The 24,623-nt window shown below is 72.3% G+C and carries 19 protein-coding genes and 1 tRNA gene; 8 read left to right on the top strand and 12 right to left on the bottom strand.

Going from position 1 to position 24,623, the window contains the following annotated elements; genetic code table 11:
* Window positions 1–20: 20 nt before the first annotated feature.
* Window positions 21–887: a universal stress protein gene (locus MXD60_RS01145; RefSeq protein ID WP_248816833.1), complete on the bottom strand. Its 867-nt coding sequence runs from the start codon at window positions 885–887 to the stop codon at window positions 21–23.
* 1,463 nt (window positions 888–2,350) lie between these two features.
* On the opposite strand from MXD60_RS01145, the gene MXD60_RS01140 reads away from it, so the two are divergent.
* Together MXD60_RS01140 and MXD60_RS01135 are read left to right on the top strand one after the other, a co-directional pair.
* Window positions 2,351–3,997: a hypothetical protein gene (locus tag MXD60_RS01140; RefSeq protein ID WP_248816832.1), complete on the top strand. Its 1,647-nt coding sequence runs from the start codon at window positions 2,351–2,353 to the stop codon at window positions 3,995–3,997.
* A 146-nt stretch (window positions 3,998–4,143) separates the two neighbouring features.
* Window positions 4,144–5,883, top strand: a complete 1,740-nt coding sequence (locus MXD60_RS01135) for an FAD-dependent oxidoreductase (protein ID WP_248816830.1) — start codon at window positions 4,144–4,146, stop codon at window positions 5,881–5,883.
* Between the two features lie 35 nt (window positions 5,884–5,918).
* Here the strand turns inward: MXD60_RS01135 and MXD60_RS01130 are convergent, their stop codons facing one another.
* Window positions 5,919–6,677: a hypothetical protein gene (locus MXD60_RS01130; protein ID WP_248816829.1), complete on the bottom strand. Its 759-nt coding sequence runs from the start codon at window positions 6,675–6,677 to the stop codon at window positions 5,919–5,921.
* 282 nt (window positions 6,678–6,959) lie between these two features.
* On the opposite strand from MXD60_RS01130, the gene MXD60_RS01125 reads away from it, so the two are divergent.
* Together MXD60_RS01125 and MXD60_RS01120 are read left to right on the top strand one after the other, a co-directional pair.
* Window positions 6,960–7,487, top strand: a complete 528-nt coding sequence (locus MXD60_RS01125) for a peptidylprolyl isomerase (RefSeq protein WP_248816828.1) — start codon at window positions 6,960–6,962, stop codon at window positions 7,485–7,487.
* Between the two features lie 308 nt (window positions 7,488–7,795).
* Window positions 7,796–8,548 (top strand): rhomboid family intramembrane serine protease, encoded by a 753-nt coding sequence (locus MXD60_RS01120; protein WP_248816827.1) that lies wholly within the window; start codon window positions 7,796–7,798, stop codon window positions 8,546–8,548.
* 39 nt (window positions 8,549–8,587) lie between these two features.
* Here the strand turns inward: MXD60_RS01120 and MXD60_RS01115 are convergent, their stop codons facing one another.
* Entirely contained in the window at window positions 8,588–9,130 is a 543-nt protein-coding gene (locus MXD60_RS01115) for a PH domain-containing protein (protein ID WP_248816826.1), read from the bottom strand.
* A 155-nt stretch (window positions 9,131–9,285) separates the two neighbouring features.
* On the opposite strand from MXD60_RS01115, the gene MXD60_RS01110 reads away from it, so the two are divergent.
* Together MXD60_RS01110 and MXD60_RS01105 are read left to right on the top strand one after the other, a co-directional pair.
* Window positions 9,286–11,193, top strand: coding sequence for a glycoside hydrolase family 15 protein (locus MXD60_RS01110; protein ID WP_248816825.1), 1,908 nt, complete (start codon window positions 9,286–9,288; stop codon window positions 11,191–11,193).
* Between the two features lie 46 nt (window positions 11,194–11,239).
* On the top strand, window positions 11,240–11,599 hold the full coding sequence (locus MXD60_RS01105; RefSeq protein ID WP_248816824.1) for a hypothetical protein: 360 nt from the start codon (window positions 11,240–11,242) through the stop codon (window positions 11,597–11,599).
* 472 nt (window positions 11,600–12,071) lie between these two features.
* On the opposite strand, the gene MXD60_RS29190 is transcribed toward MXD60_RS01105, so the two are convergent.
* Entirely contained in the window at window positions 12,072–12,329 is a 258-nt protein-coding gene (locus MXD60_RS29190) for a cell division protein CrgA (protein WP_248816822.1), read from the bottom strand.
* A 457-nt stretch (window positions 12,330–12,786) separates the two neighbouring features.
* Here MXD60_RS29190 and MXD60_RS01095 point away from each other — a divergent pair, with 457 nt between their 5' ends.
* Window positions 12,787–13,626: a DUF881 domain-containing protein gene (locus MXD60_RS01095; RefSeq protein ID WP_248816820.1), complete on the top strand. Its 840-nt coding sequence runs from the start codon at window positions 12,787–12,789 to the stop codon at window positions 13,624–13,626.
* Between the two features lie 54 nt (window positions 13,627–13,680).
* Here MXD60_RS01095 and MXD60_RS01090 read toward each other — a convergent pair whose 3' ends face one another.
* The 8 genes from MXD60_RS01090 to MXD60_RS01055 are packed head-to-tail and all read right to left on the bottom strand — an operon-like array spanning window position 13,681 to window position 24,278.
* Complete coding sequence (locus MXD60_RS01090) at window positions 13,681–14,331, bottom strand: aminodeoxychorismate/anthranilate synthase component II (protein WP_248816818.1); 651 nt, start codon at window positions 14,329–14,331, stop codon at window positions 13,681–13,683.
* A 44-nt stretch (window positions 14,332–14,375) separates the two neighbouring features.
* Window positions 14,376–16,442, bottom strand: a complete 2,067-nt coding sequence (gene pknB / locus MXD60_RS01085; RefSeq protein ID WP_308222330.1) for a Stk1 family PASTA domain-containing Ser/Thr kinase — start codon at window positions 16,440–16,442, stop codon at window positions 14,376–14,378.
* Complete coding sequence (locus MXD60_RS01080) at window positions 16,439–18,073, bottom strand: serine/threonine-protein kinase (protein ID WP_248816816.1); 1,635 nt, start codon at window positions 18,071–18,073, stop codon at window positions 16,439–16,441. The genes pknB and MXD60_RS01080 overlap by 4 nt, the downstream gene beginning before the upstream one ends.
* Window positions 18,070–19,515, bottom strand: coding sequence for a peptidoglycan D,D-transpeptidase FtsI family protein (locus MXD60_RS01075; RefSeq protein WP_248816814.1), 1,446 nt, complete (start codon window positions 19,513–19,515; stop codon window positions 18,070–18,072). The genes MXD60_RS01080 and MXD60_RS01075 overlap by 4 nt, the downstream gene beginning before the upstream one ends.
* Window positions 19,512–21,008, bottom strand: coding sequence for an FtsW/RodA/SpoVE family cell cycle protein (locus MXD60_RS01070; RefSeq protein ID WP_248816812.1), 1,497 nt, complete (start codon window positions 21,006–21,008; stop codon window positions 19,512–19,514). Before MXD60_RS01070 ends, MXD60_RS01075 begins: the two co-directional genes overlap by 4 nt.
* A gap of 13 nt (window positions 21,009–21,021) precedes the next feature.
* Complete coding sequence (locus tag MXD60_RS01065) at window positions 21,022–22,446, bottom strand: Stp1/IreP family PP2C-type Ser/Thr phosphatase (RefSeq protein WP_248816810.1); 1,425 nt, start codon at window positions 22,444–22,446, stop codon at window positions 21,022–21,024.
* Window positions 22,443–22,940, bottom strand: coding sequence for an FHA domain-containing protein FhaB/FipA (locus MXD60_RS01060; RefSeq protein WP_248816808.1), 498 nt, complete (start codon window positions 22,938–22,940; stop codon window positions 22,443–22,445). The genes MXD60_RS01065 and MXD60_RS01060 overlap by 4 nt, the downstream gene beginning before the upstream one ends.
* 6 nt (window positions 22,941–22,946) lie before the next feature.
* Entirely contained in the window at window positions 22,947–24,278 is a 1,332-nt protein-coding gene (locus MXD60_RS01055) for an FhaA domain-containing protein (protein ID WP_248816806.1), read from the bottom strand.
* 159 nt (window positions 24,279–24,437) lie between these two features.
* Here MXD60_RS01055 and MXD60_RS01050 point away from each other — a divergent pair.
* Window positions 24,438–24,520, top strand: a tRNA-Leu gene (locus MXD60_RS01050).
* Window positions 24,521–24,623: the final 103 nt, after the last annotated feature.

Raw genomic sequence — 24,623 nt, 5'->3', positions numbered from 1 at the left:
CAGACCCGCGGCCAGCCATCTCAGTCCCGGCGAATGATCGCCACCGGGACCGGCGAGTGGATCATGCACTGGTGGCTCACCGAGCCCAGCAGCAGTTCGGTGAAGCCGCCGTGCCCACGAGCGCCCACAACGATCAGGTCTGCCTCCCGGCCGGCGGTCAGCAGCGCCTGCGTCGGCGAGCTCGGCACCACCCGGCGCTGGACGTCGAGGCCGGCGGGCAGCGCGGGGCGCACCCTGGCCAGCGTTTCGTCGAGACTGGCCTGGGCCTGGTCCTCCAGATCCTGGGTGATCTCGCCGGGCGAGGCGGCGAACGGCAGCGGCAGCGCCACGAGCCAGGCGTGCACGGCGATCAGCGCGACCCCACGCTGGTCGGCCTCCGCCGCGGCCCACCCCAGGGCGGCGAGGGAGTTCGGCGAGCCGTCCACGCCCACGACGACCGGCCGCGGCTCCCGACCCGGGGCAGGCCCCCGGGTGTCCCCGCGCGCGATCACGACCGGGGTTGGCGAGTGCACGGCCACCGACGTGCTGACCGAACCGACCCGCAGGCGGTGGAGCAACCCGCGGCCGCGGGCACCGACCACGATCATGCGGGCGCCGTACCCGACCGTGAGCAGCGCTTCGGCGCCGGGCCGGTCCACGACCTCCTCGGCCACCGCGGTCCGGGCGGTGGCCGGCGCGGTCGCCGTCACGGTCTGGTGCAGCATGTGCGCCGCCTGCTCCGCCAGGCCGTCCGCGGCCTCCCGCCGCGCCTGGCCCTCCCCCCCGGAGCCGATCCCGACGACCGCCCGCAGCCCGCAGCCTTGCCGCTCGGCCTCGGCGAACCCCCAGGCCAATGCCGTGCGGGAGCCCTCGGAGCCATCGACCCCGACAACGATGTCGTCGGTCATCCGCCACCTCCTCGGTGAGCAGGAGGATCCGCACCCGCCCGGGTCGATACCCCGTCGGCCGGATCCCGGAACTCGTCACGAGGCCTTTCCGGTGGCAGACGTCGGGCATCCGTTGCTGGTCAGGGGGGAGTGGATGTTGCGGCCCGGTCTGGACTGGCTGGGCGGAGGGTCGGAGTTGCCTGGGTCCGGAGGACGTCTCGGGACGGAGTTCCGCGCGTGGGTTATGCCGGTGGCGGCGCTACCAGAGCCAGCTCCGCCACACCTGATGCCGAGATGACCTTCCGTCCGTGGCGCGGGGTTGTGTGGGATGACGGGAGTGCGTCGGCCACCGGCCGCCGGCAGGCGATCATCGCCAGGTATCCACCGGGCTGGGATCTTCGCATTCCGGGGTAAGCCCGAACAGGGGGCGAACACCGCCGCGCGATGTCACCGGCGGGGAACCCGCTGTCGCCGATCTGCCGTGGTGGTGAATGTCATTGATTGGCGGGGCGGCCGGCGAGCCTGACCACGTCGGTCGTTTGTTGGTATTCCGTTACTACCGGACCCGGTCGCCGTCGACGGCCGTCGTGAATGTCGCTCCATTGTCGGGAGCGGCACTCGCGGGTCGTCGCGACGGGTTTACCCACGGGTGTGCGGGGCGGTCCGCGCGGGGATGAGAAAGGTCCTCTGTGGTGCTGCTCGGGAAGGCGCTCGACGGTAATTCCGGCGGTACCCGCGGGTTGCTTTATCACCGTTGGTCGCCTGCCGGTCGCCGACGGCCCGAACCTGATCGCCGGCCACGTCGTGGCGGCGCCGGAGGGCCTCCCGGCGGTCATCGGGCTCGGGTGGCCGGCGGGCGCACCGGAGGCGGCCGACCCGGCGCCGGACTCCGCTGGCGTTCGATGCTCGGCTGTGCCGGCCGAAGTCGGCGGTGGTTCCGCGAGACCGGCCTGGTCCCCAGGGGCGGTCGCCGGCTGGGGCCGGGAGACCCCGGGTTACGGGTGCGGCCGGGTCCGGGCCCGGCCGCCAGCAAGCTCGATCCGTAAGCGAGGGCAACCCATGTCCAGATGCTCACCCAGGCACCCTGGAGAAAATCTACAGAGAAACCTACTTCGCGCTCTTCAATCTCCTGCCGGAAGATTTTCCTTGCACCTGTCAATTGGTTATTCGATTCCGAGTGTGGCTTTATCGTGGTCCCTTTGCGTTCCATTTTGCTTTGCAGCAGTCATCGGCGGTTTGATGTTTCTGTCACACCACGACCACCCAACGGCAGTGATGGAGTCATGTCCTCTTCATGTGAGCGTGGTGGCTCCCCGCAGGAGCCCCTTGACCCGGTGCGGAGTACGGTGCCTGAACAGACGTCGACCCGCCCACGACCCATCGATCCCGTTCCGGTGGGTGTGATCCCCGAACAGCCGGCCGCGACCGCGTCAGATCCGGGCAGTCCGTCACCATCGAGTGACCCAGCCCAGGGAAGGAGGCACGTGTCGCCGGACACCATCCAGCTCACCCTCCCCGGTGCTCTGGTTTCGGTTCGGGCGGCACAGGAGCCGGGAACCCTCATCGCCGACCGCGGCGGCTGGCAGCGGGCGGTGCTGCGGGCGCCGATGCCCTCCGCGGCGAAGCTGGTCGCCTGCACCCTCGCGTGCCACGTCGCGCAGGCGCCGCCGATCGTGCCCTCCGGCGCGGCCGTCAGCGGTCCCGGCCTGCTCACCCTGATGGAGCAGACCGGCTACAGCCGGACCCACGTGCAGCGTCAGGTCTCGCGGCTGCGGCGGGAGGGTTGGTTGACGACGGTCGCCCGCCCGGCCGCCGGCCGGACGACCAGGTTCGCCCTGACCATTCCCGACTCGGCCGTCGAGGCCGGCCTCGTGCGACTCGTGGAATCCCCCGAGACCGCGAACCCGGCCGGGACCGCCGACGCGACTGCCGCGGGCGGTAGTTCGCCCCGACGCCGGGCCCGACGCTCCCGCGCCGGTGCACACGCCAGGACCGGGACGCGTCGGCGCAGCCGCGCGATGGCGACGGTGGGCGGCGACGCGGCCCGTGACGACAGCGGCATCGTCGTCGACATCGTCCCGTCGAGGCGCTCCTCCTCCCCGGACAGCGCGCAGGGCAACCCGCCGCCTGACGGCCAGCGGACGCAGGACGTCCCGCCGGGCGATCCGCAGCCGCGCCCGGCGGAGTACGCCGACCAGCCGGCCGAGGGCGACCGGCTCGGCGCCGCCGACAGCGTCACCGTCGGCAACCCGCACGCCGACTCGTCGGCACCCGCCGGGCCCTCGGCACCCGCCGGACCCACGGCCTTCGTCGGCACGCCCGCCGCCCCACCGAGCGCGGTGCCTACGCCGGCCTCACCGCCCGCGAGTCAGCCCGCGCCGTTCATCGAAGCCTCGCCGTCCGTCGACTCCCCGCCGGTCGACTCCCCGCCAGTCTGGTCAGGGCCAGCCGGGTCGGGATCTCTCGGGTCGGGGTCTCTCGGGTACAGGGCGGCGCCCGGCGCCGGGCCCGACGAGCGCGACCCGGTGACCGACGTGCCGGAGCCTGTCTCCGCCGAGCGGGATGACGCTGCCGACGACCCCTCGGCGCCCACCGTGCCGCTGCCCCCGCCGCCGCCGGCCCCGATGACTCTCGCGGCCACCCAGGTGATCAACGTGCTGGCGAACGCGATGCGCCGGCCGACCTCCGACTACCTGGACATCTTCGGCAAGCTCCAGGTGATCTTCGGTGGGGACGACTGGGATCCGGTGACGCTGGCGCTGCATCTGGTCCACATCATCAGTACCGGTGTGCTCGTCGGCGACGGCGACGAGATCGACAACCTCTCCTGGCGGCTCGACCGTCTCCCCCGGTCGTCGGCGGAATGCGGGTGCCGGTCCTGCCTGGAGCGACGGGCCGATCAGCTCCGCGAGCCGGCGTCCGCCGGGGCGGCACCGGCCCGGACCGGCGGCCCCCGGTCGAGCGCGACCAGGCCGAACGGATCCCGACCGACCGCGCGGCCGGAGACACCACAGACCGAGGCCCGGCCGGTGGAGATCCCGCGGCCGCCCCTGGAGGCGATCGAGCGGGCGGCCCGCGCGGCCCGCGAGGCGCGGGCACGCGAACACGCGGCGGCGGGTGGCGCGGCCTGAGGCAGCCCGTCCCGCGGCGAGCCCCAGCGGAACGCGCACCGCCGCGGCGAGCTGAGCCGCTGCCACCCCCGGCCCTCGCCGTATTGCGTTGCCCGGCAGGCGGCCCATCATGGGGTGGGAGCTATCGACGGCGACAGGTGGCGGGCATGGCAGTGGGTGCACCTGTAGACGGTCCTGACGACGCCGATGTGATCGTCGTCGGTAGCGGCTTCGGTGGCAGCGTCAGTGCGTTGCGGCTGGCGGAAAAGGGCTATCGGGTCCTCGTCGTCGAGGCGGGCCGCCGGTTCACCCCGGACACCCTGCCGCGCACCAACTGGCACCTGCGGCGCTACCTGTGGCTGCCGCGGCTCGGCTGCCACGGCATCCAGAAGATCACCTGGCTGGGCCGTGTTCTCGTGCTGTCGGGCACGGCGGTCGGCGGGGGTTCCGTCGTCTACGCCAACACGCTGTACCGACCGCTCGACGCCTTCTACACCGATCCGCAGTGGCGTGACATCACCGACTGGCGGGCCGAGCTGGCGCCGTACTTCGACCAGGCCGAGCGGATGCTCGGCGTCACCGCGAACCCGACGACGACCTACGCCGACGAGGTGTTCCGCGAGGTGGCGCGGGACATGGGGGTCGCGGCCAGCTACGCGCCGGCGCGGGTCGGCGTGTTCTTCGGCCGCGAGGGCCGGCAGGAGCCCGGGGTGCGGGTGCCGGACCCGTACTTCGGTGGGGCCGGCCCCGACCGCACGGGCTGCGTCGAGTGCGGCGAGTGCATGACCGGCTGTCGGCGGGGCGCCAAGAACACCCTCGACCGCAACTACCTGTGGCTGGCTGAACGGGCCGGCGCCCGCATCCTGCCCGACACGACGGTGACGGCGCTACGGCCCCGGCCGGACGGTGGCTACGAGGTCGACGTCGCCCGCACCCCGGGCCTGGGCCGGCGCGACCGGCGGACGCTGACGGCGGGCCAGGTCGTCCTCGCCGCGGGCACCCTCGGCACCCAGCGGCTGCTGCTCGCCGCCCGGCAGCGGGGTGACCTGCCCGCGCTCTCGCCCCGGCTCGGCGAACTCACCCGGACGAACTCGGAGTCGATCCTCGGCGCGACCCGCTACCGCCCCGACCGCCGGGTCTCCCGCGGGGTGGCGATCACCTCGTCGTTCTACCCGAACAGCCACACCCACGTGGAGCCGGTCCGTTACGGGCGGGGGAGCAACCTGATGGCGCTGGTCAGCGCGCCGATGACGGACGGTGGCGGCCGGTCGCCGCGCTGGGTGAGGTTCCTTCGCGGGCTGCTCGCGCACCCGCATCACGCGCTGGCCACCTGGCTGCCGTGGCGGTGGTCGGAACGAACGATGATCATGTTGGTGATGCAGTCGCGGGACAACTCGCTGACCGTGTCCCTGCGGCGCGGCCCGTTCGGCCTGCGCTGGCTCACCAGCCGGCAGGGCCACGGCGAGCCGAACCCGTCGTGGATCCCGGCGGGTAATGACGCGGCCCGGCGGCTCGCGGCCCGGCTGGGCGGCTACCCGGGCGGTTCCGCCAGCGAGGTCGCCGACATCCCGATGACCGCCCACATCCTGGGCGGCGCGTCGATCGGCGCCGACCCGACCACCGGCGTGCTCGACCCCTACCAGCGGGTCCACGGGTACGACGGGCTGCACGTGGCCGACGGCGCGGCCGTCTCCGCGAACCTCGGCGCCAATCCTTCGCTGACCATCACCGCGCAGGCGGAACGGGCGATGGCGTTCTGGCCGAACCGGGGCGAACCGGACCCACGGCCGCCGCTGGGCGAGCCGTACCGCCGGGTCGAGCCCCGGCCGCCGGCCTGTCCGACGGTGCCGGCGGGAGCCGTCGGTGCCTACCGGGTGCCCGCCCCGGAGCCCACCCGCTACGCGTAGTTCCTGGCAGGCGGGCGCCGGGGTCACCCACGGGCTCAGCGGGGTCGGCTGGGCTCCCCCAGGGAGGTGTCCACGCCGGGCATCTCCTCCAGGCTGTTCGTCGAGGACTGCAGGCGCTCGCCGAAGGCGTCGCGGGCGAGGGGGTCGCCGGTCGGCGCGGGCGTCGCGGTGATCGGCTCCTGGTCGTCCTTCGCCGACAGGTACCGCCGGGCCGCGATGGTCCCCGCCGCGCCCAGCCCGAGCAGGACCAGCGTCAGCAGGCCCCGCCGGCGGTGGCGGTGCACCCGGGCGAGCTTCGTCTCGGCCTTCGTCAGCCGCTTCTCCAGGATGGCCTGGGCCTTGTCCGCCTCGGCGCGCGCCTTGCTCTCCTGCGCGACGGCCCGGCGGGAGCGCTGCCGCTCGGCGCGCAACTCGGCGGCGGCGTGGGCGCGCTCCGCGGACAGTTCCGCCCGCGAGCGGGCCTTCTCGATCTTCCGGCCGGCCCGGCCAGAGACGGCGACGGCCTTGCCCGTCGCCTTGCCCGCGGCCTTCCCGGCCGCCTTGCTCGCCGCGCGTTGTGCCGAGGCCCCGCCGCGAGCGGTGGAACTGGACGCGTCGGAAATCCTGTGTGCCACCGATGCCCCGGCGTCCCTGGTGGCCGAGGCGGCCGTGCCCGCGGTCTCCCCGGCGATGTTCGCCGCCCGGTACGCGACGGTGCCGGCCCGGTCGGCTGCGTGGCGCGCGGCGTCCGACAGCCCACTGACCGGCGTTGTATCGGTGACGTGCGAAATGCGGTCCTTCAGGTTGGAGCTCATGGCGTCCCTTTCTGGGGCCGATGATCGTGTGGCGGGTGGACGGGCGGTCAAGATCTGTGCAGTGTGCCGTACCCCGAGCACGGCCCTCTCCAACGCGCGGACGCCCCGCAGGTGTGTCACGCCGACCTGCGTGACATGCCTGAGCTGCGCCGGTGCTGGTCACGCGGCGTCGCGTCGACGCGCCATCCCGGAACGCCCGTGCCCATCGGCGCATACGATCGGGACCGGCCCGGGTGCCGTCTGACCGGACAACGACCCCAGACCTGGAGAGAAGAGAGACTCATGGCCGAGGAGCTGTACGCGACGTTGCGGACGACTCAGGGGGACATCAAGATCGAGCTGTACCCCAACCACGCTCCCAAGACGGTGCGCAACTTCGTCGAGCTCGCGACCGGTACGCGCGAGTGGCGGGACCCGAACACCGGCGCGACCCAGACGGGGACCTCGCTGTACAAGGGGACGGTCTTCCATCGCGTGATCGATGGTTTCATGATCCAGGGTGGTGACCCCCTGGGTACCGGGACCGGCGGCCCGGGCTACAAGTTCGCCGACGAGTTCCACCCGGACCTGTCGTTCAACCAGCCCTACCTGCTCGCGATGGCGAACTCCGGGCCCGGGACGAACGGCTCGCAGTTCTTCATCACGGTCTCGCCGACCGCCTGGCTCACCGGCAAGCACACCATCTTCGGTCGGGTAGTCGAGGGCTCGGACGTCGTCGACGCCATCGCGAAGGCGCCGACCGGTCGCAACGACCGGCCGAAGACCGATGTCGTGATCCAGGAGATCGACATCGACCCGAAGTCGGCCTGACCGGTCCGACCCGGACCTGACCCGGAGGTGAGAAGTTGACCGCGTCACCACCGGGGACGCCTGGTTCGGCCGGCGAGCCGGACCAGGCGGGTACAGGTTGGCGACCCGACGTCGGTCCGCCGTCGGACCGGTCGGGCTGGGTTCCGCCGCCCTCCGGCGGTGGGTCTGCGCCATCAGGCGGTGGGCCTGCGCCGACCGGCGGCGGGCCGGGGCCGGGCGCCTCGGCGATTCCACACTGCTACCGGCATCCCGACCGGGAGACCTATGTCTCCTGTCAGCGCTGCGGTCGGCCGATCTGCCCGGACTGCATGCGTCCGGCGGCGGTCGGGTTCCAGTGCCCGGAGGAGGGCGCGACGGGCGGCTCGGGGCGGGCGCCCCGCGAGGCCCGCACGGTGCTCGGCGGCCGGGTCCGGACGGCCCAGCAGGCGCTGGTCACCCAGCTCCTCATCGCGGCCTGTGTCGTGGCCTACGTGTTGCAGGGCGCGCCGGGGATCTCCGGTGGCAGCAACAGCAACCAGTTCACCAACGACTACGCGATGATCGGCTTTCGCATCGCCGAGAACGATCAGTACTACCGCCTGCTGACGGCAGCGTTCCTGCACGCCGGGGTGCTGCACATCCTGTTCAACATGTACGCGCTGTACCTCCTCGGTTACCAGCTTGAGGCGATGCTGGGCCGGGCCCGCTACCTGGGGCTGTTCGTGGCGGGTGCGGTGGGCGGCAACACGCTGAGCTACCTGCTCGGCGGGCTGTCGACGGCGTCGGTCGGCGCGTCCACCGCGATCTTCGCCTTCTTCGCCGCCTACTACGTGATCGCCCGGCGGCTTCGGGTCGACTCCCGGCAGATCCTCATCGTGCTCGGGATCAACCTGGCCATCACGTTCTCGTTCAGCAGTATCGACAAGTGGGGCCACATCGGCGGCCTCGCGGTCGGCGCGCTGGTCGGGCTGATCTACGCCTACGTCCCGCGACGGTTCGCCCTGGCGCAGGCCGGCGGCGTGGTCGGGATCGTGGTGCTGCTGTTCGTCGCCGCGGCCGCGAAGTCCGCCGCGCTGGTCTGACCGGGCGGTCGCCGGCGCCCGCCGCCGGTGGACCGGTGGTCAGCCGAGGCTGCGGCGCAGTTCCTCGACGCGCTCGGCGACCGGGCCCGGGTCCGTGCCCAGCTGGCGGCGGGTCAGCAGGATCGGGCCGTCGATCGTCTCCACCTCCAGGGTGCGCAGGTGCACCGCCCGGCGGTTGTGGGTGAGGGTGTCGGCGCGCACCCCGACCACGGCCGCCCACGGCAGGTGACGGCGGCGCAGGCCGTCCACCAGGTCGACGCCGTCGGCGTCGACCCGCAGCGCGGGCCGGGCCAGCAGGTCCCGCCCGGCGAGTGCCCAGAGCCCCCCGGCCAGCACCCCGACGAGCAGCCGCCCGGCGGCGTCGAGCGAGCCCACCCGGTCGGCGAGCGGCCCGACCGCGGCGACCAACGCCGCCACCAGGCCGGCGAGGGCATACAGGCCCACTCGCCACAGCGGCGGCGACCAGGTGGTCGGCGCCGGTGGCGGGCCGGCGTGTGGTGGATCCCCGGCTGCGGCGAACGGCGTGGGCATGTCTCCACGCAACCACACCGCGCCGGCCAACCGCAGCCGCTCCGGAGGCATCGGCCCGGCCTGGGATCGGCGCCGACTTGCCTGGACGGCGCGGTGCTTGCACCATGCTGCTAAACGGCTACGCTTCGCTATCTCATCGGTACTCATGGTGTCGTTCGTAGGGTGGCGATGGCGTGACGCAGTCCTTTTTTCCGCAGGGGGATCGGGTGGCACACTCGCCGGTGCGACGCAGCGGGGGCAGCCCCTTCCCACCCATCGCCGAATACGGGTTCCTCTCCGACTGCGAGACGTCGTGCCTGGTGGCGCCGAGCGGCAACGTCGAATGGATGTGCGTGCCCCGGCCGGACGCGCCCAGCGTCTTCGGCTCGGTGCTGGACCGCTCGGCCGGCGGCTTCCGGTTCGGGCCGGACCGCACGCAGATCCCCGCCGGCCGCCGCTACCTGCCCGGCACCAACATCCTCGAGACGACCTGGCAGACGCCCAACGGCTGGCTGATCGTCACCGACTGCCTGGTCGTCGGCCGCTGGCACCGCACCACCCAGCGGTCCAACACCCATCGGCGCACGCCAAGTGACTGGGATGCCGACCACGTGCTGCTGCGGCTTGCCCGCTGCGAGCACGGCTCGGTCGACCTCAGCCTCGTCTGCGAACCGAACTTCGACTACGGCCGGCAGGCCGAGTCGTGGGAGTACGAGGCGGACGACTACTCCGCGGGCGTCATCCACCACGGCGGCACGAATGTCACCCTGCGCGTGCGCACCGATCTGCGGCTCGGCTTCGACGGCCGGCGCGCCCTGGCCCGTACCACCCTGCGGGAGGGCGACACGGCGTTCGTCGCCCTCACCTGGCGGCCCGAGGACCCACTGCTGCCGAACACCTACGAGCAGGCCTGCGCCGCCGTGGAGCGAACCACGGAGTTCTGGCGCCAGTGGCTGTCGCGGGGGGTGTTTCCGGACCATCCGTGGCGGCGCCACCTGCAGCGCAGCGCGCTGGCGCTGAAGGGACTGACCTACGCGCCGACCGGCGCCCTGCTCGCGGCGGCCACCGCCTCGCTGCCGGAGACCCCGCAGGGCGAGCGGAACTGGGACTACCGCTACAGCTGGCTGCGGGACTCCACCTTCGCGCTGTGGGGTCTGTACACGCTCGGCCTGGACTACGAGGCGAACGACTTCTTCTCGTTCATCGCCGACGTCGCCGAACACGACGACGACGACATCCAGGTGATGTACCGGGTGGGCGGCGAGCCGCGGATCGAGGAGGAGATCCTCGGTCATCTGTCCGGCTACGAGGGCGCGTCACCGGTCCGGGTCGGCAACGCCGCAGCGCTGCAGCGCCAGCACGACGTGTGGGGTGTCGTGCTGGACTCGGTGTACCTGCACACCAAGTCGCGCGACTACCTCTCCGAGCGCCTCTGGCCGGTGCTGGCGCGCCTCGTCGAGGCCGCCGCCGCGCACTGGCGCGAACCGGACTGCGGGATGTGGGAGGTCCGCGGCGCCCCGCAGCACTTCACGGTGTCGAAGATGATGTGCTGGGTCGCGCTGGACCGCGGCCGGCGCCTCGCCCAGATGCGCGGGGACGTGAAGACCGCCGCCCGCTGGAAGGCCGTCGCCGAGGAGATCCACGCGGACGTCTGCGAGCGCGGCGTCGACCATCGCGGCGTGTTCACCCAGTTCTACGGCTCGACGGCGCTGGACGCGTCGCTGCTGCTGATTCCGCTGCTTGGCTTCCTGCCGGCCTCCGACGAACGGGTGAAGGCCACCGTCCTCGCGATCGCCGACGAGCTCACCGAGGACGGCCTGGTGCTGCGCTACCGCACCGAGGAGACCGACGACGGCGTGACCGGGGTCGAGGGCGCCTTCCTGATCTGCTCGTTCTGGCTGGTGTCGGCGCTGGTGGAGATCGGTGAGCTGACCCGGGCCCGGCAGCTGTGCGAGCGGCTGCTGAGCCTGGCCAGCCCGCTGGACCTCTACGCCGAGGAGATCGACCCGCACAGCGGTCGCCATCTCGGCAACTTCCCGCAGGCGTTCACCCATCTCGCCCTGATCAACGCGGTGATGTACGTGATCCGGGCGGAGGATGCCGAGGCGTACGCCCGGCCGTCGCCGACCAGCTGAGCGGCTTTCCGTCCCCCGGCGGAGCTGGACCGTTAACGTGTGGTCCGTGGCCAGCCTGGAGGTTAGGGACAGTCGAGTCGAGGTCGTGCTGAGCGGCCTGGAGCGGATCGGCGCGCTGCGCGGGGATGTGTCCGTGGCGCTTGACCAGGTCCTCGACGTGCGCCCGGCGCCGGAACCGTTTGCGGAGCTGCGCGGATGGCGGCTGCCCGGTACCGGCCTGCCCGGGGTGATCGCGCTGGGTACCTGGCGCTCCCGGGGCGGGAAGGACTTCGCCGCCGTCTATCGCGGCCGGCCGGCGGTGGTGATCGAGGTTCGGCCGGGCGGCGAGTTCCGCCGGCTGATCGTCGCCGACGAGCACACCGAGGACACGGTCTCCCGGCTGCGTACCGCGGTCCTCGCCCGCTGACGCCGCCCGCCCTGTCGCTCGGCCGTCACGCTCTGGCGGCGGCGGGGCCTGAACGTCCGCTTTGTTCGGCGACGTCGTGGGAGAGGCTCCCGCTGTCTCTTCCACAGGGGTTCGCGTCCTGATTTGTCCCTGTGGAAGAGACAAGAAGCCCCGCTCCCACGCACGTCGGCCGCGAGGAAGTCGGCCTGGGCGGGGTCGGTTCACCCACCCGGACGGCCAGGGAAGCCGGTCGTCTCCTTGAACGGGGAGGTTCCGGGAACCAGTTCACGATCGGCCGTCATGGGTCTGCTACCCGGCGGATCTGGGCGACCGGGCGATATCCACACTTGTGGACAACGGTTGTGGATAGATGACAGCCGTGCAAGTTCCATCGACGCTGGTCACGGAGCCGGCTCCGACGGCGGCAGGGCACGGCGGCGCCGTCCGGCGCCTCCCGGCCGCCCGAACCTGAACGCATTCCAAAGGAGCGAGGCTAGCGCCACTGGGTTGACACTGCCAGTCCAACGACGACGAAGCCGAACCCGATGAGGATGTTCCAGCCGCCCAGGTTCTCCATGCCCAGCACTCCCCCGTTGGAGAAGTAGTAGACGAGCAGATAGGCGATGCCGATCGCGAAGAAGACCAGAATGAGGCCGCCGAACCAGGGCGGGGACGGCGGGCGGGCACGGCGGGTCTGGCTGCCCGTGCTCGGCGTCTGCTTCTTCGGCTTGCGGCGTCGTGACTCGGGCACTGCGGTACTCCTCGGCTGACGGCGCGTCTCGGTGACAGCGCGTCTGTGCTGGCTGTGCGTCTGTGCTGGCTGTGCGTCTGTGCGGCTGTGCAAGCTGTGCGGCTGTGCAAGCTGTGCGGCTGTGCGCGGCTGGCTGTGCGTGGGCGACAGATGATGGCCGCCGCCACGCCCGGTGCGACGGGGGCCGTCTCGTGTTGGGCACCAGCGTAGACAGCCACCGGTCGGACCCGCCGGCTGCGTACCGGCATTCGGGATTCGCGCCGTGGACCCGGGGGGCTTTGCTCGCCCGTGGGGGAGCGCCGCTGTCCGTTCCGCGTAGCCTGCGGCGAGAGGCGAACGGGTCCGACGCGGCGGACGGCTCGCCCGACCGGGTTGGCACGGCATGCCTCGACCGCCCGGCGATCCGCCGACCGAGCGGACGTGCACCGACCAGCACGCCGGAGGGAGGCCAGCGGCCGTGGCGTCCGGCGCGGGTCCTGACCGCGACTCCCTCGGTGCGCGGGTGTCGCGCCGACCATGGCGTGCCTGCGTCGTCGGGGCGCTGTTCTGCTGCGGTCTGCTCGCTGGTGGCGCGGGTGCGCACGCTGGCCCCTTCTCATCCGGGAGCGGTCGGGGCGACGCCGTTCTCGGCCCCGGCGGGGTGCCGCAGGTCGTCGAGGCCGAGTCGGCCCGGGTGGCCCGCGCCGACGCGCTGCGCGCCGACGCGCTGCGCGCCGACGCGCTGCGCGCCGCGGCCCGCCGCGCGGCGGCCGGGCCGGCCACTCCGACCGCGGGTGCCGGCGGCGCCGGGGCGGCGGACGCGGCGGCCAGCGGGCTGGTCGAGGAGCTGGCCGGGCCGGCGGGTCGGGCGGCGGTGCACGGGCCGGCCGTGACCGTCGAGCTGAACGACGCGCCGCCGGCCAGCCGTCGTGGTCCCTTCCCGCCGGGCGTGCGGGCGCCGGCACCGGACGACCTCGTCGTGCACCAGCAGGACGTTCAGGCCGTCGTGAACGCCCTGTGGGCGGGCGGCGCCGAGGCAATGACAATCATGGATCGACGGGTCACCGCGCAGACGGCGGTGCGCTGCGTCGGCAACACGCTGCTTCTGCACGGCGAGGTGTTCTCCCCGCCGTTCCGGATCACCGCGATCGGCGGGATCGCGGCGCTGCGGACCCGACTCGGAGACGATCCGCAGGTGCGGATCTACCAGCAGTACGTGGCCGCGTACGGATTGGGGTACCGGGTCACCGAGGTCGCGGACGCCCGTCTGCCCGCCTACGACGGTCCGCTGACCCTGCCGTCCGCCGTCGGCCGCTGACCGCGCGCGGCGCGACGGCGCTGCGGCGCACCGGTGTGTGCGCCGCGGGTCGGGTCAGGCGAAAGCTGCTGCCCGCAGCGTCTCGACCTCGGCGGACAGCTCGGGCGCGAGCCGGCGGGCGGCACCGCCGTCGCCGCACTGCTCCAGCCAGCGGGCGAGGATCAGATGGCCACCCTGGGTCAGCACCGATTCGGGATGGAACTGCACACCCTCCAGCGGCAGTTCGCGGTGGCGTAGCGCCATCACCACCCCGCTGTCGGTGCGGCCCGTCACCTCGATCTCCGGCGGGAGGGTCCGCTCCTCGACGGCGAGGGAATGGTAACGGGTCGCCGTGAACGGCGACGGCAGGTCGGCCAGCACGCCGACCTGGTCGTGGCGGACCAGTGAGGTCTTGCCGTGCAGCAGTTCCGGTGCCCGGTCGACCGTCGCGCCGTAGGCGACTGCGATCGCCTGATGCCCGAGGCACACACCGAGCAGCGGCAGGCGACGCTCGGCGCACGCCCGCACCATCGGGATGCTCACCCCGGCGGCCTCCGGCGTGCCCGGGCCGGGGGAGAGCAGGACGCCGTCCACGCCGAGGTCATCCAGCTCGGCCGGCGTGACCTCGTCGTTGCGCCGGACGACGCACGTGGTCTCCAACTGGCCGAGGTACTGCACCAGGTTGAACACGAACGAGTCGTAGTTGTCGACGACCAGGATCCGCATCAGGTTCCTCCTTCCCGACTCAGCGGCTCGACGACTCAGCCTTCCTAGGTGCCCTGTCTGGTGGTGCCGCCACCGCCACCGCCACCGCCACCGCCGGTGCCGGCACGTGCTCCGCCACCCAGGCCGAGCGAGCCCGTCGAGGCCGACGCCGACGGGGTCGGGTTGGCCGTCGCCGACGGGGTCGGAGTGTTCTCCGCTGGCTGGGTCGGCCCCTGATCGGCCGGCTGGGTCGGGCTGGCACTCGGCGGCGCGGTGGTCTGGACCTGAGCAGCGACCGACAGTGTGACGGTCGACCCGCGCGGGACGTTGCCGCCGGAAGGCGACTGGTCGACGACGGTTCCGGGGGCCACGTTGTTGTTCGCCACGGACTGCTGGGTGGCCTTCAGGCCCCACTGGCCGAGCAGGGCGACGGCGCTGTCATAGGAACGATTGGTCACGCTCGGCACGTTGACGGTGGTGCTGACCACGTTCAGGGTCACCGTGGCGTTGGGCTTCACGGCGCTGCCGGCCTGCGGGTCGGTGCTGTCGACCGAGCCGACACGGTGGCTGGTCGCGTTGTAGAACTGGGTCGAGGTCGGGGTGAGGCCGAGGCCGCGCAGTTCCTGCTCGGCCTCGGCCTGCGCCTTCCCGATGATGTCCTGGGGGATGGTGACGTCGCCGGCGGCCTTGCCGACCGACAGGGTGATCGTTCCGCTGGCGGCGACCTTGCTGCCCTCGGCCGGGTCGACCTTGGTGACCCGGCCCGCCATGTCCGGCGCGTCGACCGTGACGATGGTCGGCTTGCCGGTGTAGCCGGCGCTCTGCAGCCGGGCCTGTGCCACCTCCTGGCTCTGGCCGACCAGCCCCTTGGGCACGGTGAATCCGCTGGCGGTGTTGTTGTCCCCGCCGTTGCTGAGGAAGGTGGTCGCGAGCAGCACGACCGCGACGAACACGACGACGATGCCGAGGCCGGCGAGGATGTACTTCCAGGTCTGCGAGCGTTCCGGCTCGGGCAGCGCGTTGCGGTCGATCGCGCCGGTGACGTCGTAGCGGTCGAACGGGCCGGTGCCGAACCGGCCGTCGTCGTACGGCTCGCCGCGCAGGGAGGTCGCGTCGTCGTACGGGCCGTCGGGGTAGCGGTCCCGGGTGGGGTAGCCGGCGCGGTCGCCGCGGCCGAGCACGGCCGTCCCGGCGGCGGCCGCGGGGCCGAGGGTGGTGGCGGCACCGTTGGCGCCACCACCTCCCATCATCGCCTGCACGCGGCGCCCGGCCAGCGCCCGCTCCAGATCGTCGCGCATCTCACCCGCGGTGAGGTAGCGGTCGTCCGCGTCCTTCTCCATGGCCTTGAGGACGATCGCGTCGGCCTCCGGGGAGATGTCCCGGTCATGGGCCGACGGTGGGTCGGGATCCTCCCGGACGTGCTGGTAGGCGACCGCGACCGGGTTGTCGCCGCGGAACGGCGGGGAGCCGGTGAGCAGCTCGTAGAGCAGAACACCGGTGGTGTAGACGTCGCTGCGGGCGTCGACGCGCGCCCCCCGGGCCTGCTCGGGGGAAAGGTACTGAGCGGTGCCGATCACGGCCGCGGTCGCCGTCATCGTCGAGGACGTGGCGGTGGTGGCGCGGGCGATGCCGAAGTCCATCACCTTGACCGAGCCGTCCGGGCTCAGCATGACGTTGGCCGGCTTGATGTCGCGGTGGATGATGCCCATCCGGTGGCTGTAGTCCAGCGCCGCGCAGACGTCGGAGGTGATCTCCATGGCGCGCCGCTCGGTGAACCGGCCCTCCGCCTGCAGGGCGTCGCGCAGGGTCCGGCCCTCGATGAACTCCATCACGATGTACGGGATGTGCGTCCCGTTGATGACGTCCTCGCCGGTGTCGTACACCGAGACGATCGCCGGATGGTTCAGCGACGCGGACGACTGCGCCTCGCGCCGGAACCGGGCCAGGAAGGTCGGGTCCCGGGCGAGGTCCGCCCGCAGGGTCTTGACCGCGACCTCGCGGCCGAGCCGGATGTCGCGGCCCTTGTAGACCTCGGCCATGCCGCCATAGCCGATGCCGCCACCCAGCTCGTAGCGGCCGCCGATGAGCTGCGGAGCCGCGTCCGGGGTGTACATCTCCGTCGCGTCGGTCACGAGAACTCCCCTGCCGTCGCCCCTCCCGCGTCGGGGACCGTCGACCCTGCACTGTTGTGGACGATTCCATCACCGAACGGGACGACGTACACCACACCTGGTGGAGTGGCCGCCGAGTTCGAGTCGGATCCGCTACTGGAGAAGAGGTGGTTGGTCACGAAGGCGGTGATGGCGACCGTAAGGATCAACAAAATGAGCAGAATCGGCAGCGGGAGGGACAGTCGCGGCGACCCTTCGGTCCGGCGCCGGGCCGCGGCCCGGCCCGCCCAGGCCCCGTCAGCCGTGCCGCCGCCCGGCGGGCGGGACCACGCCTGCGCGCCAGGCTGGTAGAGAGTACCGGGGTCGCGAGAGTCGTCGCCGCCCCGGTAGGACGTCTCACCGTAGCCGGCCTCCGGGTCGCCGTGCCCGCGTCCCGGTCCGTAGCCGGGCTTGTCGTTGCGGTAGCCGGCGTCCTGGTAGCCCGCCTCGGTGCCGTCGTACGACGCGTTGTGCATCGCGGTCGCGGGCAGCTCGGCGCCGCCTGGGGAGAGCTGGGTCTGGTCCGGGCCGGCGCCCGCCCGCCCGGGCCCGCTGGTCCGGCCGGGCGGCGGGTTCTGGGCCGGCGGCAGCCAGGACGGTGGCCGGGTGCGGGACGACGTGGGGCGGTGCGACCGGCCGCCCGCGGTGGGCGGCACGCTGCCGGACGGCCCGGGGTGGCGGGCCGTCAGGTCGGATCGGCCGGGCTGGCTTGGCCAGCGGCCGCCGTCCGGCGGCCACAGGTTGCGCTGGATGCCGGCCGCGGTCCGGGCGAACGCGCCCGCCGAGCTCGGCCGGCGCGCCGGGTCCTTCGCCATCGCCGACTCGACCAGCGCCCGCACCTGGTACGGGATGTCCGCCGGCAGTGGCGGCGGGGTGTCCTGCTGGTGGGCCATCACGACGACGATCGGGTTGCGGTCGTCGAACGGCCGCCGCCCGGCGAGGCACTCGTAGGCCACGACCCCGAGCGAGTAAACGTCGCTGGCGGGTGTCACCGGCCGGCCGGAGGCCTGTTCGGGCGAGACGTAGTACGCCGTGCCCATCATGATCCCGGTCGCGGTCAGCGGGGCGGCGTCGACCGCGCGGGCGATGCCGAAGTCGGTGACCTTGACCACGCCGTCCGGTCGCAGCAGCAGGTTGCCCGGCTTCACGTCGCGGTGCACGACGCCGAGGGCGTGCGCGGCCTGCAGCGCGTCCGCGGCCTGGCCGAGGATGTCCAGCATCCGTTCCGGCGACAGCCGCTTCTCCCGGTGCAGCGCCGCGGACAGCGGCTCGCCCTCCACCAGTTCCATCACCAGGTAGGCGGTGGGGTAGTCGTCGGCGGTGGCGACCTCGCCGTAGTCGTAGACGGACGCGACGCCGGGATGCGACAGGCGCGCCGCGTGCCGGGCCTCGCCTCGGAAGCGCACCAGGAACGACTCGTCACTGGCGTACTCGGGGCGCAGGAGTTTCACCGCGACGGGGCGGCCGAGGGTCTGGTCGAGGCCGCGCCAGACCTCGCCCATCCCGCCGGCCGCGATGCGGCCGTCGAGACGGTAGCGGTTGTCCAGGATCGTGTTCGGCGAGGCGGCGCCCGCGAACGGCTGCGACGGTGAGGTGCCGGGCGAGTTGTTCATGGTGAGTCCAATGCGGCCTGCATGACCTGTTTCGCGACGGGAGCGGCGATCGCACCACCGGTGCCGACCTCACCCCCGCCGTCCTCAACGATGACGGCGACTGCGACCTTGGGGTTGTCCGATGGGGCGAACCCGACGAACCAGGCATGCGGTGGCTCGCCCGTCCCGTGCTCCGCGGTTCCGGTCTTCCCTGCGACGGAGACGCCGTCGATCTGCGCCTTACGCCCGGTGCCCGAGGTGACCACGCTCTCCATCATGGTCGTTAGTTCCCCGGCGATGTCGCCGCTTATCGGCTTGCCGAGTCCCTTCGGGCTGGTTCGGCTGATCGTCTTGCCATCCGGTCCCCGTAGTTCGGACACGAGGTAGGGCTTCATCTCCGTCCCGCCGTTGGCGATCGCCGCGGCCACCGCTGCCATCTGCAGCGGGGTGACCCGAACGTTGTACTGGCCGATGGCCGACTGCGCCGTCTGCGCGCCGTCGAGCGTGGCCGGGAAGACGCTGCGAGCCTGTTGCAGAGGGAAGCCGGGGAAGGTCGAGTCGAAGCCGAACGCCTGCGCCTGCTGGCGCAGCGCGTCGCCGCCCAGATCGATGCCGAGCTGCCCGAACGCGGTGTTACAGGAGATTGTCAGGGCGTGGATCAGGGTGTCGGTCTCGCCGTCGCCGCAGGTCTCGTTGTCGAAGTTCGGCAGCCGCGCGGTGCTCTGCGGCAGTGCCAGCGAGTTGGGAGCGGCGATCCGGTCGTCGGGCTTGCGCCCGGCCGCGAGCGCGGCGGCGGCGGTGATGAGCTTGAAGGTCGAACCCGGCGGATAGGTCTGCTGCGTCGCGCGGTTGAGCAGCGGCTGGGCCTTGTCGCCGGACAGCACGCTGTAGGCGTCGGTCGCGGTCTTCTCGGTGTGGCTGGCCAGCGGCGTCGGGTCGTAGGACGGGCTGGTGACCATCGCGAGCACGGCGCCGGTCGAGGGGTCCAGGGCGACCACGGCGCCCTTGCGGTCGCCCAGTGCCTCGGCGGCCACCTGCTGGACGGCGGGCTTGATCGTGGTGACCACCGTGCCGCCGCGACGCTCCTTGCCGGTGAACAGCTCGGTGACCCGGCTGGCCAGCAGCCGGTCATCATCGCCGGAGAGCAGCACGTCCTGGGACCGTTCCAGCCCGGCGGCGGTGAACAGCGTGTAGTAGCCGCTGATGTTCGCGTAGAGCTTGCCGGCCGGGTACTGCCGCAGGAACTTGTACTGGTCGTTCGACGGCACCGAGCGGGCGATCTCCACGTCGCCGGCGAGAACGGGACCACGCTGGCGTTCGAGGCGCTCGGTGATCTGGCGGCCGTTGGTGGGCTGGTTCTTGAGGCTGCCGGCCTGCCCGACCTGGAGCCAGTTGGCGTTGACCAGCAGAGCCGCGAACAACACCAGGCAGGCGACGGCGACCTTGCGTGCCGGGCGGTTCATGTCGTCTTCACCACCTGGGTGGGGCTCTCCGAGACCGCCCCGGGGTCGAACAGCGGGGCGTCCGGCGCCGGTTCGGGGGCACGGCGCGCACCGTCACTGACGCGCAGCAGCAACGCGATGATCGCGGCGTTGGCCACGATGGACGACCCACCGTAGGAGACGAACGGCAGCGTGAGCCCGGTCAGCGGGATGAGCCGCATCACCCCACCGACCTGCACGAACACCTGCAGGGCGAGGGTGAAGGACAGGCCGGTCGCGAGCAGCTTGCCGAACGCGTCCTTGGCGCCCAGGGCGGCCCGCATGCCGCGCAGCACGATCAGGGCATACATGGTGAGGATCGCCATGACTCCGGTCAGGCCGAGCTCCTCGCCGAGGCTCGCCATGATGAAGTCGGTGTTGGCGAACGGCACCTTCTGCGGATGGCCCTGACCGAGGCCGGTGCCGGTGAGCCCGCCGGCGGCGAAGCCGTACAGGCCCTGCACCAGCTGGTAGGACGTGCTCGACGGGTTGTCGCCGTCGAACGCGTGCAGCCAGCCGTCGACCCGCACCTGGACGTGGCCGAACAGGGGATACGCGAGGACCGCGCCGATCATGAACAGCAGGAAGCCGATCACGATCCACGATGCCCGCTCGGTGGCGACGTAGAGCACGACCATGAACATCCCGAAGAACAGCAGCGACGAGCCAAGGTCGTTCTGCACGACCAGGATGCCGAGGCTGGCCAGCCACGCCACCAGGACTGGGCCCAGGTCGCGGGCCCGCGGGAACTTCACGCCGAGCACGGACCGGGAGGCGATGGAGAGCACGTCGCGCTTGTTCACCAGGTAGCCGGCGAAGAAGATCAGAATAATGATCTTCGACACCTCGCTTGGCTGGAACGAGAACGGGCCGACCCGCAGCCACAGCCGGGCGCCGTTGATGCTGGTACCGATGCCGGGCACGATCGGCAGCAGCAGGCCGACGATGCCGACGAGGCCAGCGGTGTACGCGTAGCGGGCGAGGCTGCGGTGGTCCCGCACCAGCGCCAGCACCAGCACGAACACGATGACCGCGAGCAACGTCCAGACGAGCTGCACCTGCGCCGCGCTCGGCGGGATGTGGGCGCCGGACTGCCTGGCCGCCTCACTCCTGGCCAGGTCCAGCCGGTAGATCATGACCAGGCCGAGGCCGTTGAGAGCGACGACGACCGGCAGCAGCACCGGGTCCGCCGCCGGGGCGAACCGGCGGACCGCGAGGTGCGCCACCGCCCACAGGCAGAAGAAACCCAGGCCGATCGTGAGGATCCCGAACGAGAGCTGCCCGATGTCGGCGAGGGTCAGCGCGGCAAGCGCACTGGTCGCCACGATCCCGGCGAAGATCAGTAGGACGAGCTCGCGGCGACGGTACGGCGGCAGGTCGGTGCCCTGGGGGAGCGGCAGTCCCGCGAAGGTGGCCGTGAGGTCCGCCGACCTGGGCCGGCGAAGCGGCGGAAGGGGGATGGGCGGACGGGTCATCGCTGGCCTGGGGTCACGGGGACGGGGTGGGTACGGGGGTCGGAGGGCAGGTGGGGACCGGGATGGCAGGCGCCCCCGGGACAGTGGTGGGGCTGACGGTGCAGGCGACGCCCGTCGCGACGGTCGGGGTCTTCGACCGCTCCGACGAGGAGTCGCTGGGTGAGGGCCGCGGGGTCGGCTTCGCCGGGGTCGGGGACAGCGACGAGATGATGTCGTTGCCGTTCTGGCGACTGTCGGCGTCGATGCCCTGGCGCACGCGCTCCTGGTCCGCCGCTGCCACGTCGGTCAGTGGTTGGTGCCTGTCCAGCACGCTGGACAACGGGACGCCCGCCACGCTGTGCTTCACGCCCTGGAACAGGGCTACCCGGCCGTCATCCTCGCCGACGTAGTACTGGCTACGCACGTAGGTCCACCCGACCGCCGCAGTGGCAACCACCAGCACGAACACCACGGAGGAAACAAACAGCACCCGCCGCCCGGAGCGTCGGCGACCGGCCCCCTCACCCTCACCGTCGGCGTCGTCGCCGTCGCCGCGGTCACTGGCCTGCTGCTGGCGGTCCCGCCGGTGGAACCCCGAGCGGCCGATGCGGGCGGCCTTCGCCGCCGCCGACTCGGCATCGGAATGGCGCGGGTCGGGGCCGCTGCGCGCCGGCGCCGCGCCGGGCACCACCCGCTTTTCCGCGGCGGCGCCCGCGACCAGCGGATACGGCAGGGCCTCGCCGTGGTCCGGCTCGATGTCGGCGACCACGACGGTGATGTTGTCCGGACCGCCGCCCTTGAGCGCGAGGTCGACGAGCTGGTCCACCGCCTCCTGCGGGGTGGGCATCAGCAGCGTCTCGAGGATGGTCTCCTCGCTCACGACGCCGGACAGGCCGTCGGTGCACAGCAGGTAGCGGTCGCCCGTGACGGCCTGCCGCACCGACAGGTCGGGCTCGACCTCGCGGCCGTCGAGCGCGCGCATCAGCAGCGAGCGCTGCGGATGGGTGTTGGCCTGCTCGGGAGTGATGCGACCCTGGTCGACCAGGTCCTGCACGAGGGTGTGGTCGTGCGTGACCTGGCTGAGCACACCGTCACGCAGCAGGTAGGCACGCGAGTCGCCGACGTGCAGGACGCCGAGCATGTCCCCGGACGAGAGCACCGCGGTGATCGTCGTACCCATTCCGTCCAGCGCGCTGTTCTCCAGCGACATCTCGCGCAACTGGCGGTTGGCGTCACGGATCGCGTCGTTCAGCTCCGTCACCAGGTCGTCGCTGTGGACGCCCTCGTCGAGATCGGCCAGCCGGGAGATCACGGTGGAGCTCGCGACCTCACCGGCGGCATGTCCGCCCATGCCGTCGGCCACCGCCAGCAGGCGTTGTCCGGCGAACGCGGAGTCTTCGTTTCCTTCCCGTACGTGCCCGACATCCGAGCGGACGGCGAAGTGAAGCCTGAGGCTCACCGGTGGAGCTCCAGGACCGTCTTCCCGATCCTGACCGGCGCGCCGAGAGGTACCGGCATGGGACTGGTCACCTTCGTACGGTTGAGGAATGTGCCATTGGTCGAGCCCAGGTCCTCGACGAACCACTGCCCGTCGTGGGGCACGAGTCTTGCATGCCGGCCTGACACGAAGTCATCCTCGAGGACCAGAGTCGAGTCCTGTGCCCGTCCGATGGTGACTGGTGCCGATCCTAGCGGAATCGTTGTGCCAGCCAAGGGCCCCTTGGTTACCACGAGTTTGCTCGGTGTCCGGGGCTTGTGCGCTGGTTGCGGGGGGGTTCGCGGGGGTGTCGGGCGTCCCACGGGCATCGGTTCGCGGCGCTGTTGGCGCTTCGTCGGACCGAACATGTCCAGCCGGACGGCACGCACAGTGACCAGTATGAAGCCCCAGAGCAGGGCCAGAAAGCCGATCTTGACGATCAGCAGGACGAGTTGACTCGGCTCGCTCGCGTTCATCGTCCGCTACCAGCCCCGATCCGGCCGAGGACGCCCCCGCCCACCCTCGCCCGGCCGTGGGGCGTCGAGCTGGCCCGGTAGGTAGGTCTGCGCGTCGTACACGTCCTCGAGCGGCTCCAGGCCGTCGTCCGGCCCCGCAGCGGGCCGATGGGAGTCCCGGGCGGGCTCACGGTGAGGACGGCCGCCGCGCGCGTCGCCGGCGCGGCGCTCCCGCGGGTCCGGGTGGCCATCCCGGCCCGTGCGCCCGGGTTCCGCGCCGAAGTCCCGGTCCCGAGGGTCGCCCGCCCGCGCGGGCCGGCCCCGCCGGGCGCCCGTCGACTCGTCGTAACCGCGCCCGCGCGGGGGCTCGACGTCGGGCCAGGAACCGCGTCGGCCGGGATCGCTGCCCGCCCGGGCAGGGCGGTCCGGGTCCCGGTACGGATCCGGCGGATACGAACGGTCACCGTGCGGCTCCGACTGGGCATACGCATCGGCCCGGCCGCCGCGTGGATTGGAACCGCGCCGATAGGGATCTTCCGGGGCGGGGGTCGGCCGCCGGTCCGGCGGGCTGGTCGGGCGCTGCGCGACCCGGTCGGGCACCGGCGTGCCCCGGCCGACCGGGCGGCCCGCGCCGCGGCTGCTCTCGCGGCGGAACACGATCGTCGCGGTGCCCAGCTCGATCCGGTCGCCGTTGACGAGCTTGACCTGGGTGGCCGCCCGGCCGTTGACCAGGCTCCCGTTGGTCGAGCCGGCGTCGACGAAGAGGAACTGCCCGTCGGGGAGGCGGCGGATCTCGCCATGGCGCCGGGAGACGCCGGTGTCGTTCAGGCGGATGTCGCACTCCACGCTGCGGCCGATCACCGTGGTCTCGGCGTCCAGCGGGTACTCCCGCTCGCCGCCGGCGCCACCTGGCGCCTTGGTCGTGATCAGAAGATGGGGAGTGCCCGGCGCGCTCGGCCGCGGCCGCCGGCCGCTGACCACACCCGGGTCGGCCGCCGCCACACTGCTGCGGATCCGGAACACGCCGACATCGAGATCGGCCGCCTCCGACATCCGGACGGACACCGGGCCGACGAAGGTGTAACGCTGCTCGGCCGCGTGCTCGCGGACCATCTCCGCGAGCTCGTCGCACAGCGCCCGGTCGTAGGGGGAGAGTCGGGTGAAGTCGCCGCTGGCGAGCTCGACGGCGAACTCGTTGGGCACCAGGACCCGGTTGGAGCTCACCGCCCGCCTGTCATCGGTCTCCCGGGCCAGCGCGCTCGCGATCTCAACGGGCTCGACCCCGCCCTTGAACACCTTGGCGAACGCGCCCTCGACGAGGCCGCCCAGGCGCCGTTCGAAGCGTTGTAGCACGCCCATGCTCGACCTCCCTTCTCCCGGTCTGTGAGATCGTATGCCCCCGGGCGCTGCCGCCCCACGGCTCGGCAGCCTGACATGTTCGCGACCCACGCGACCCCCCGCCGCAACGGACATCTCCGGCGTGGTAGCGTGTCTCTCGGTCCACAGATAGTCCCACTCGGGCGAGTGGCGGAATGGCAGACGCGCACGGTTCAGGTCCGTGTGTCCTAACGGACGTGGGGGTTCAACTCCCCCCTCGCCCACGTCAGCCCCCAACGGCTCATGCTTCGCCGTTGGGGGGGTGGGTTTTTTTGTGGCGGGGGGGGGGGGGCCCCCCCCCCCCCCCCCCCCCCCCCCCCGGGGGGG

Source organism: Frankia sp. AgB32 (assembly GCF_023243045.1).
Taxonomy (GTDB): domain Bacteria; phylum Actinomycetota; class Actinomycetes; order Frankiales; family Frankiaceae; genus Frankia.
Note: the sequence above shows the minus strand (reverse complement) of the source record. Positions and strands in the feature narration are given on the sequence as shown.

What these genes read in the sequence shown, in the direction of transcription:
- MXD60_RS01070 (WP_248816812.1), bottom strand. Translation starts at nt 21,008, where the DNA reads ATGACCCGTCCGCCCATCCCCCTTCCGCCGCTTCGCCGGCCCAGGTCG.
- MXD60_RS01080 (WP_248816816.1), bottom strand. Translation starts at nt 18,073, where the DNA reads ATGAACAACTCGCCCGGCACCTCACCGTCGCAGCCGTTCGCGGGCGCC.
- MXD60_RS01115 (WP_248816826.1), bottom strand. Translation starts at nt 9,130, where the DNA reads ATGCCTCCGGAGCGGCTGCGGTTGGCCGGCGCGGTGTGGTTGCGTGGA.
- MXD60_RS01125 (WP_248816828.1), top strand. Translation starts at nt 6,960, where the DNA reads ATGGCCGAGGAGCTGTACGCGACGTTGCGGACGACTCAGGGGGACATC.
- MXD60_RS01135 (WP_248816830.1), top strand. Translation starts at nt 4,144, where the DNA reads ATGGCAGTGGGTGCACCTGTAGACGGTCCTGACGACGCCGATGTGATC.
- MXD60_RS01120 (WP_248816827.1), top strand. Translation starts at nt 7,796, where the DNA reads ATGCGTCCGGCGGCGGTCGGGTTCCAGTGCCCGGAGGAGGGCGCGACG.
- MXD60_RS01075 (WP_248816814.1), bottom strand. Translation starts at nt 19,515, where the DNA reads ATGAACCGCCCGGCACGCAAGGTCGCCGTCGCCTGCCTGGTGTTGTTC.
- MXD60_RS01130 (WP_248816829.1), bottom strand. Translation starts at nt 6,677, where the DNA reads ATGAGCTCCAACCTGAAGGACCGCATTTCGCACGTCACCGATACAACG.
- MXD60_RS01055 (WP_248816806.1), bottom strand. Translation starts at nt 24,278, where the DNA reads ATGGGCGTGCTACAACGCTTCGAACGGCGCCTGGGCGGCCTCGTCGAG.
- MXD60_RS01145 (WP_248816833.1), bottom strand. Translation starts at nt 887, where the DNA reads ATGACCGACGACATCGTTGTCGGGGTCGATGGCTCCGAGGGCTCCCGC.
- MXD60_RS01090 (WP_248816818.1), bottom strand. Translation starts at nt 14,331, where the DNA reads ATGCGGATCCTGGTCGTCGACAACTACGACTCGTTCGTGTTCAACCTG.
- MXD60_RS01060 (WP_248816808.1), bottom strand. Translation starts at nt 22,940, where the DNA reads ATGAACGCGAGCGAGCCGAGTCAACTCGTCCTGCTGATCGTCAAGATC.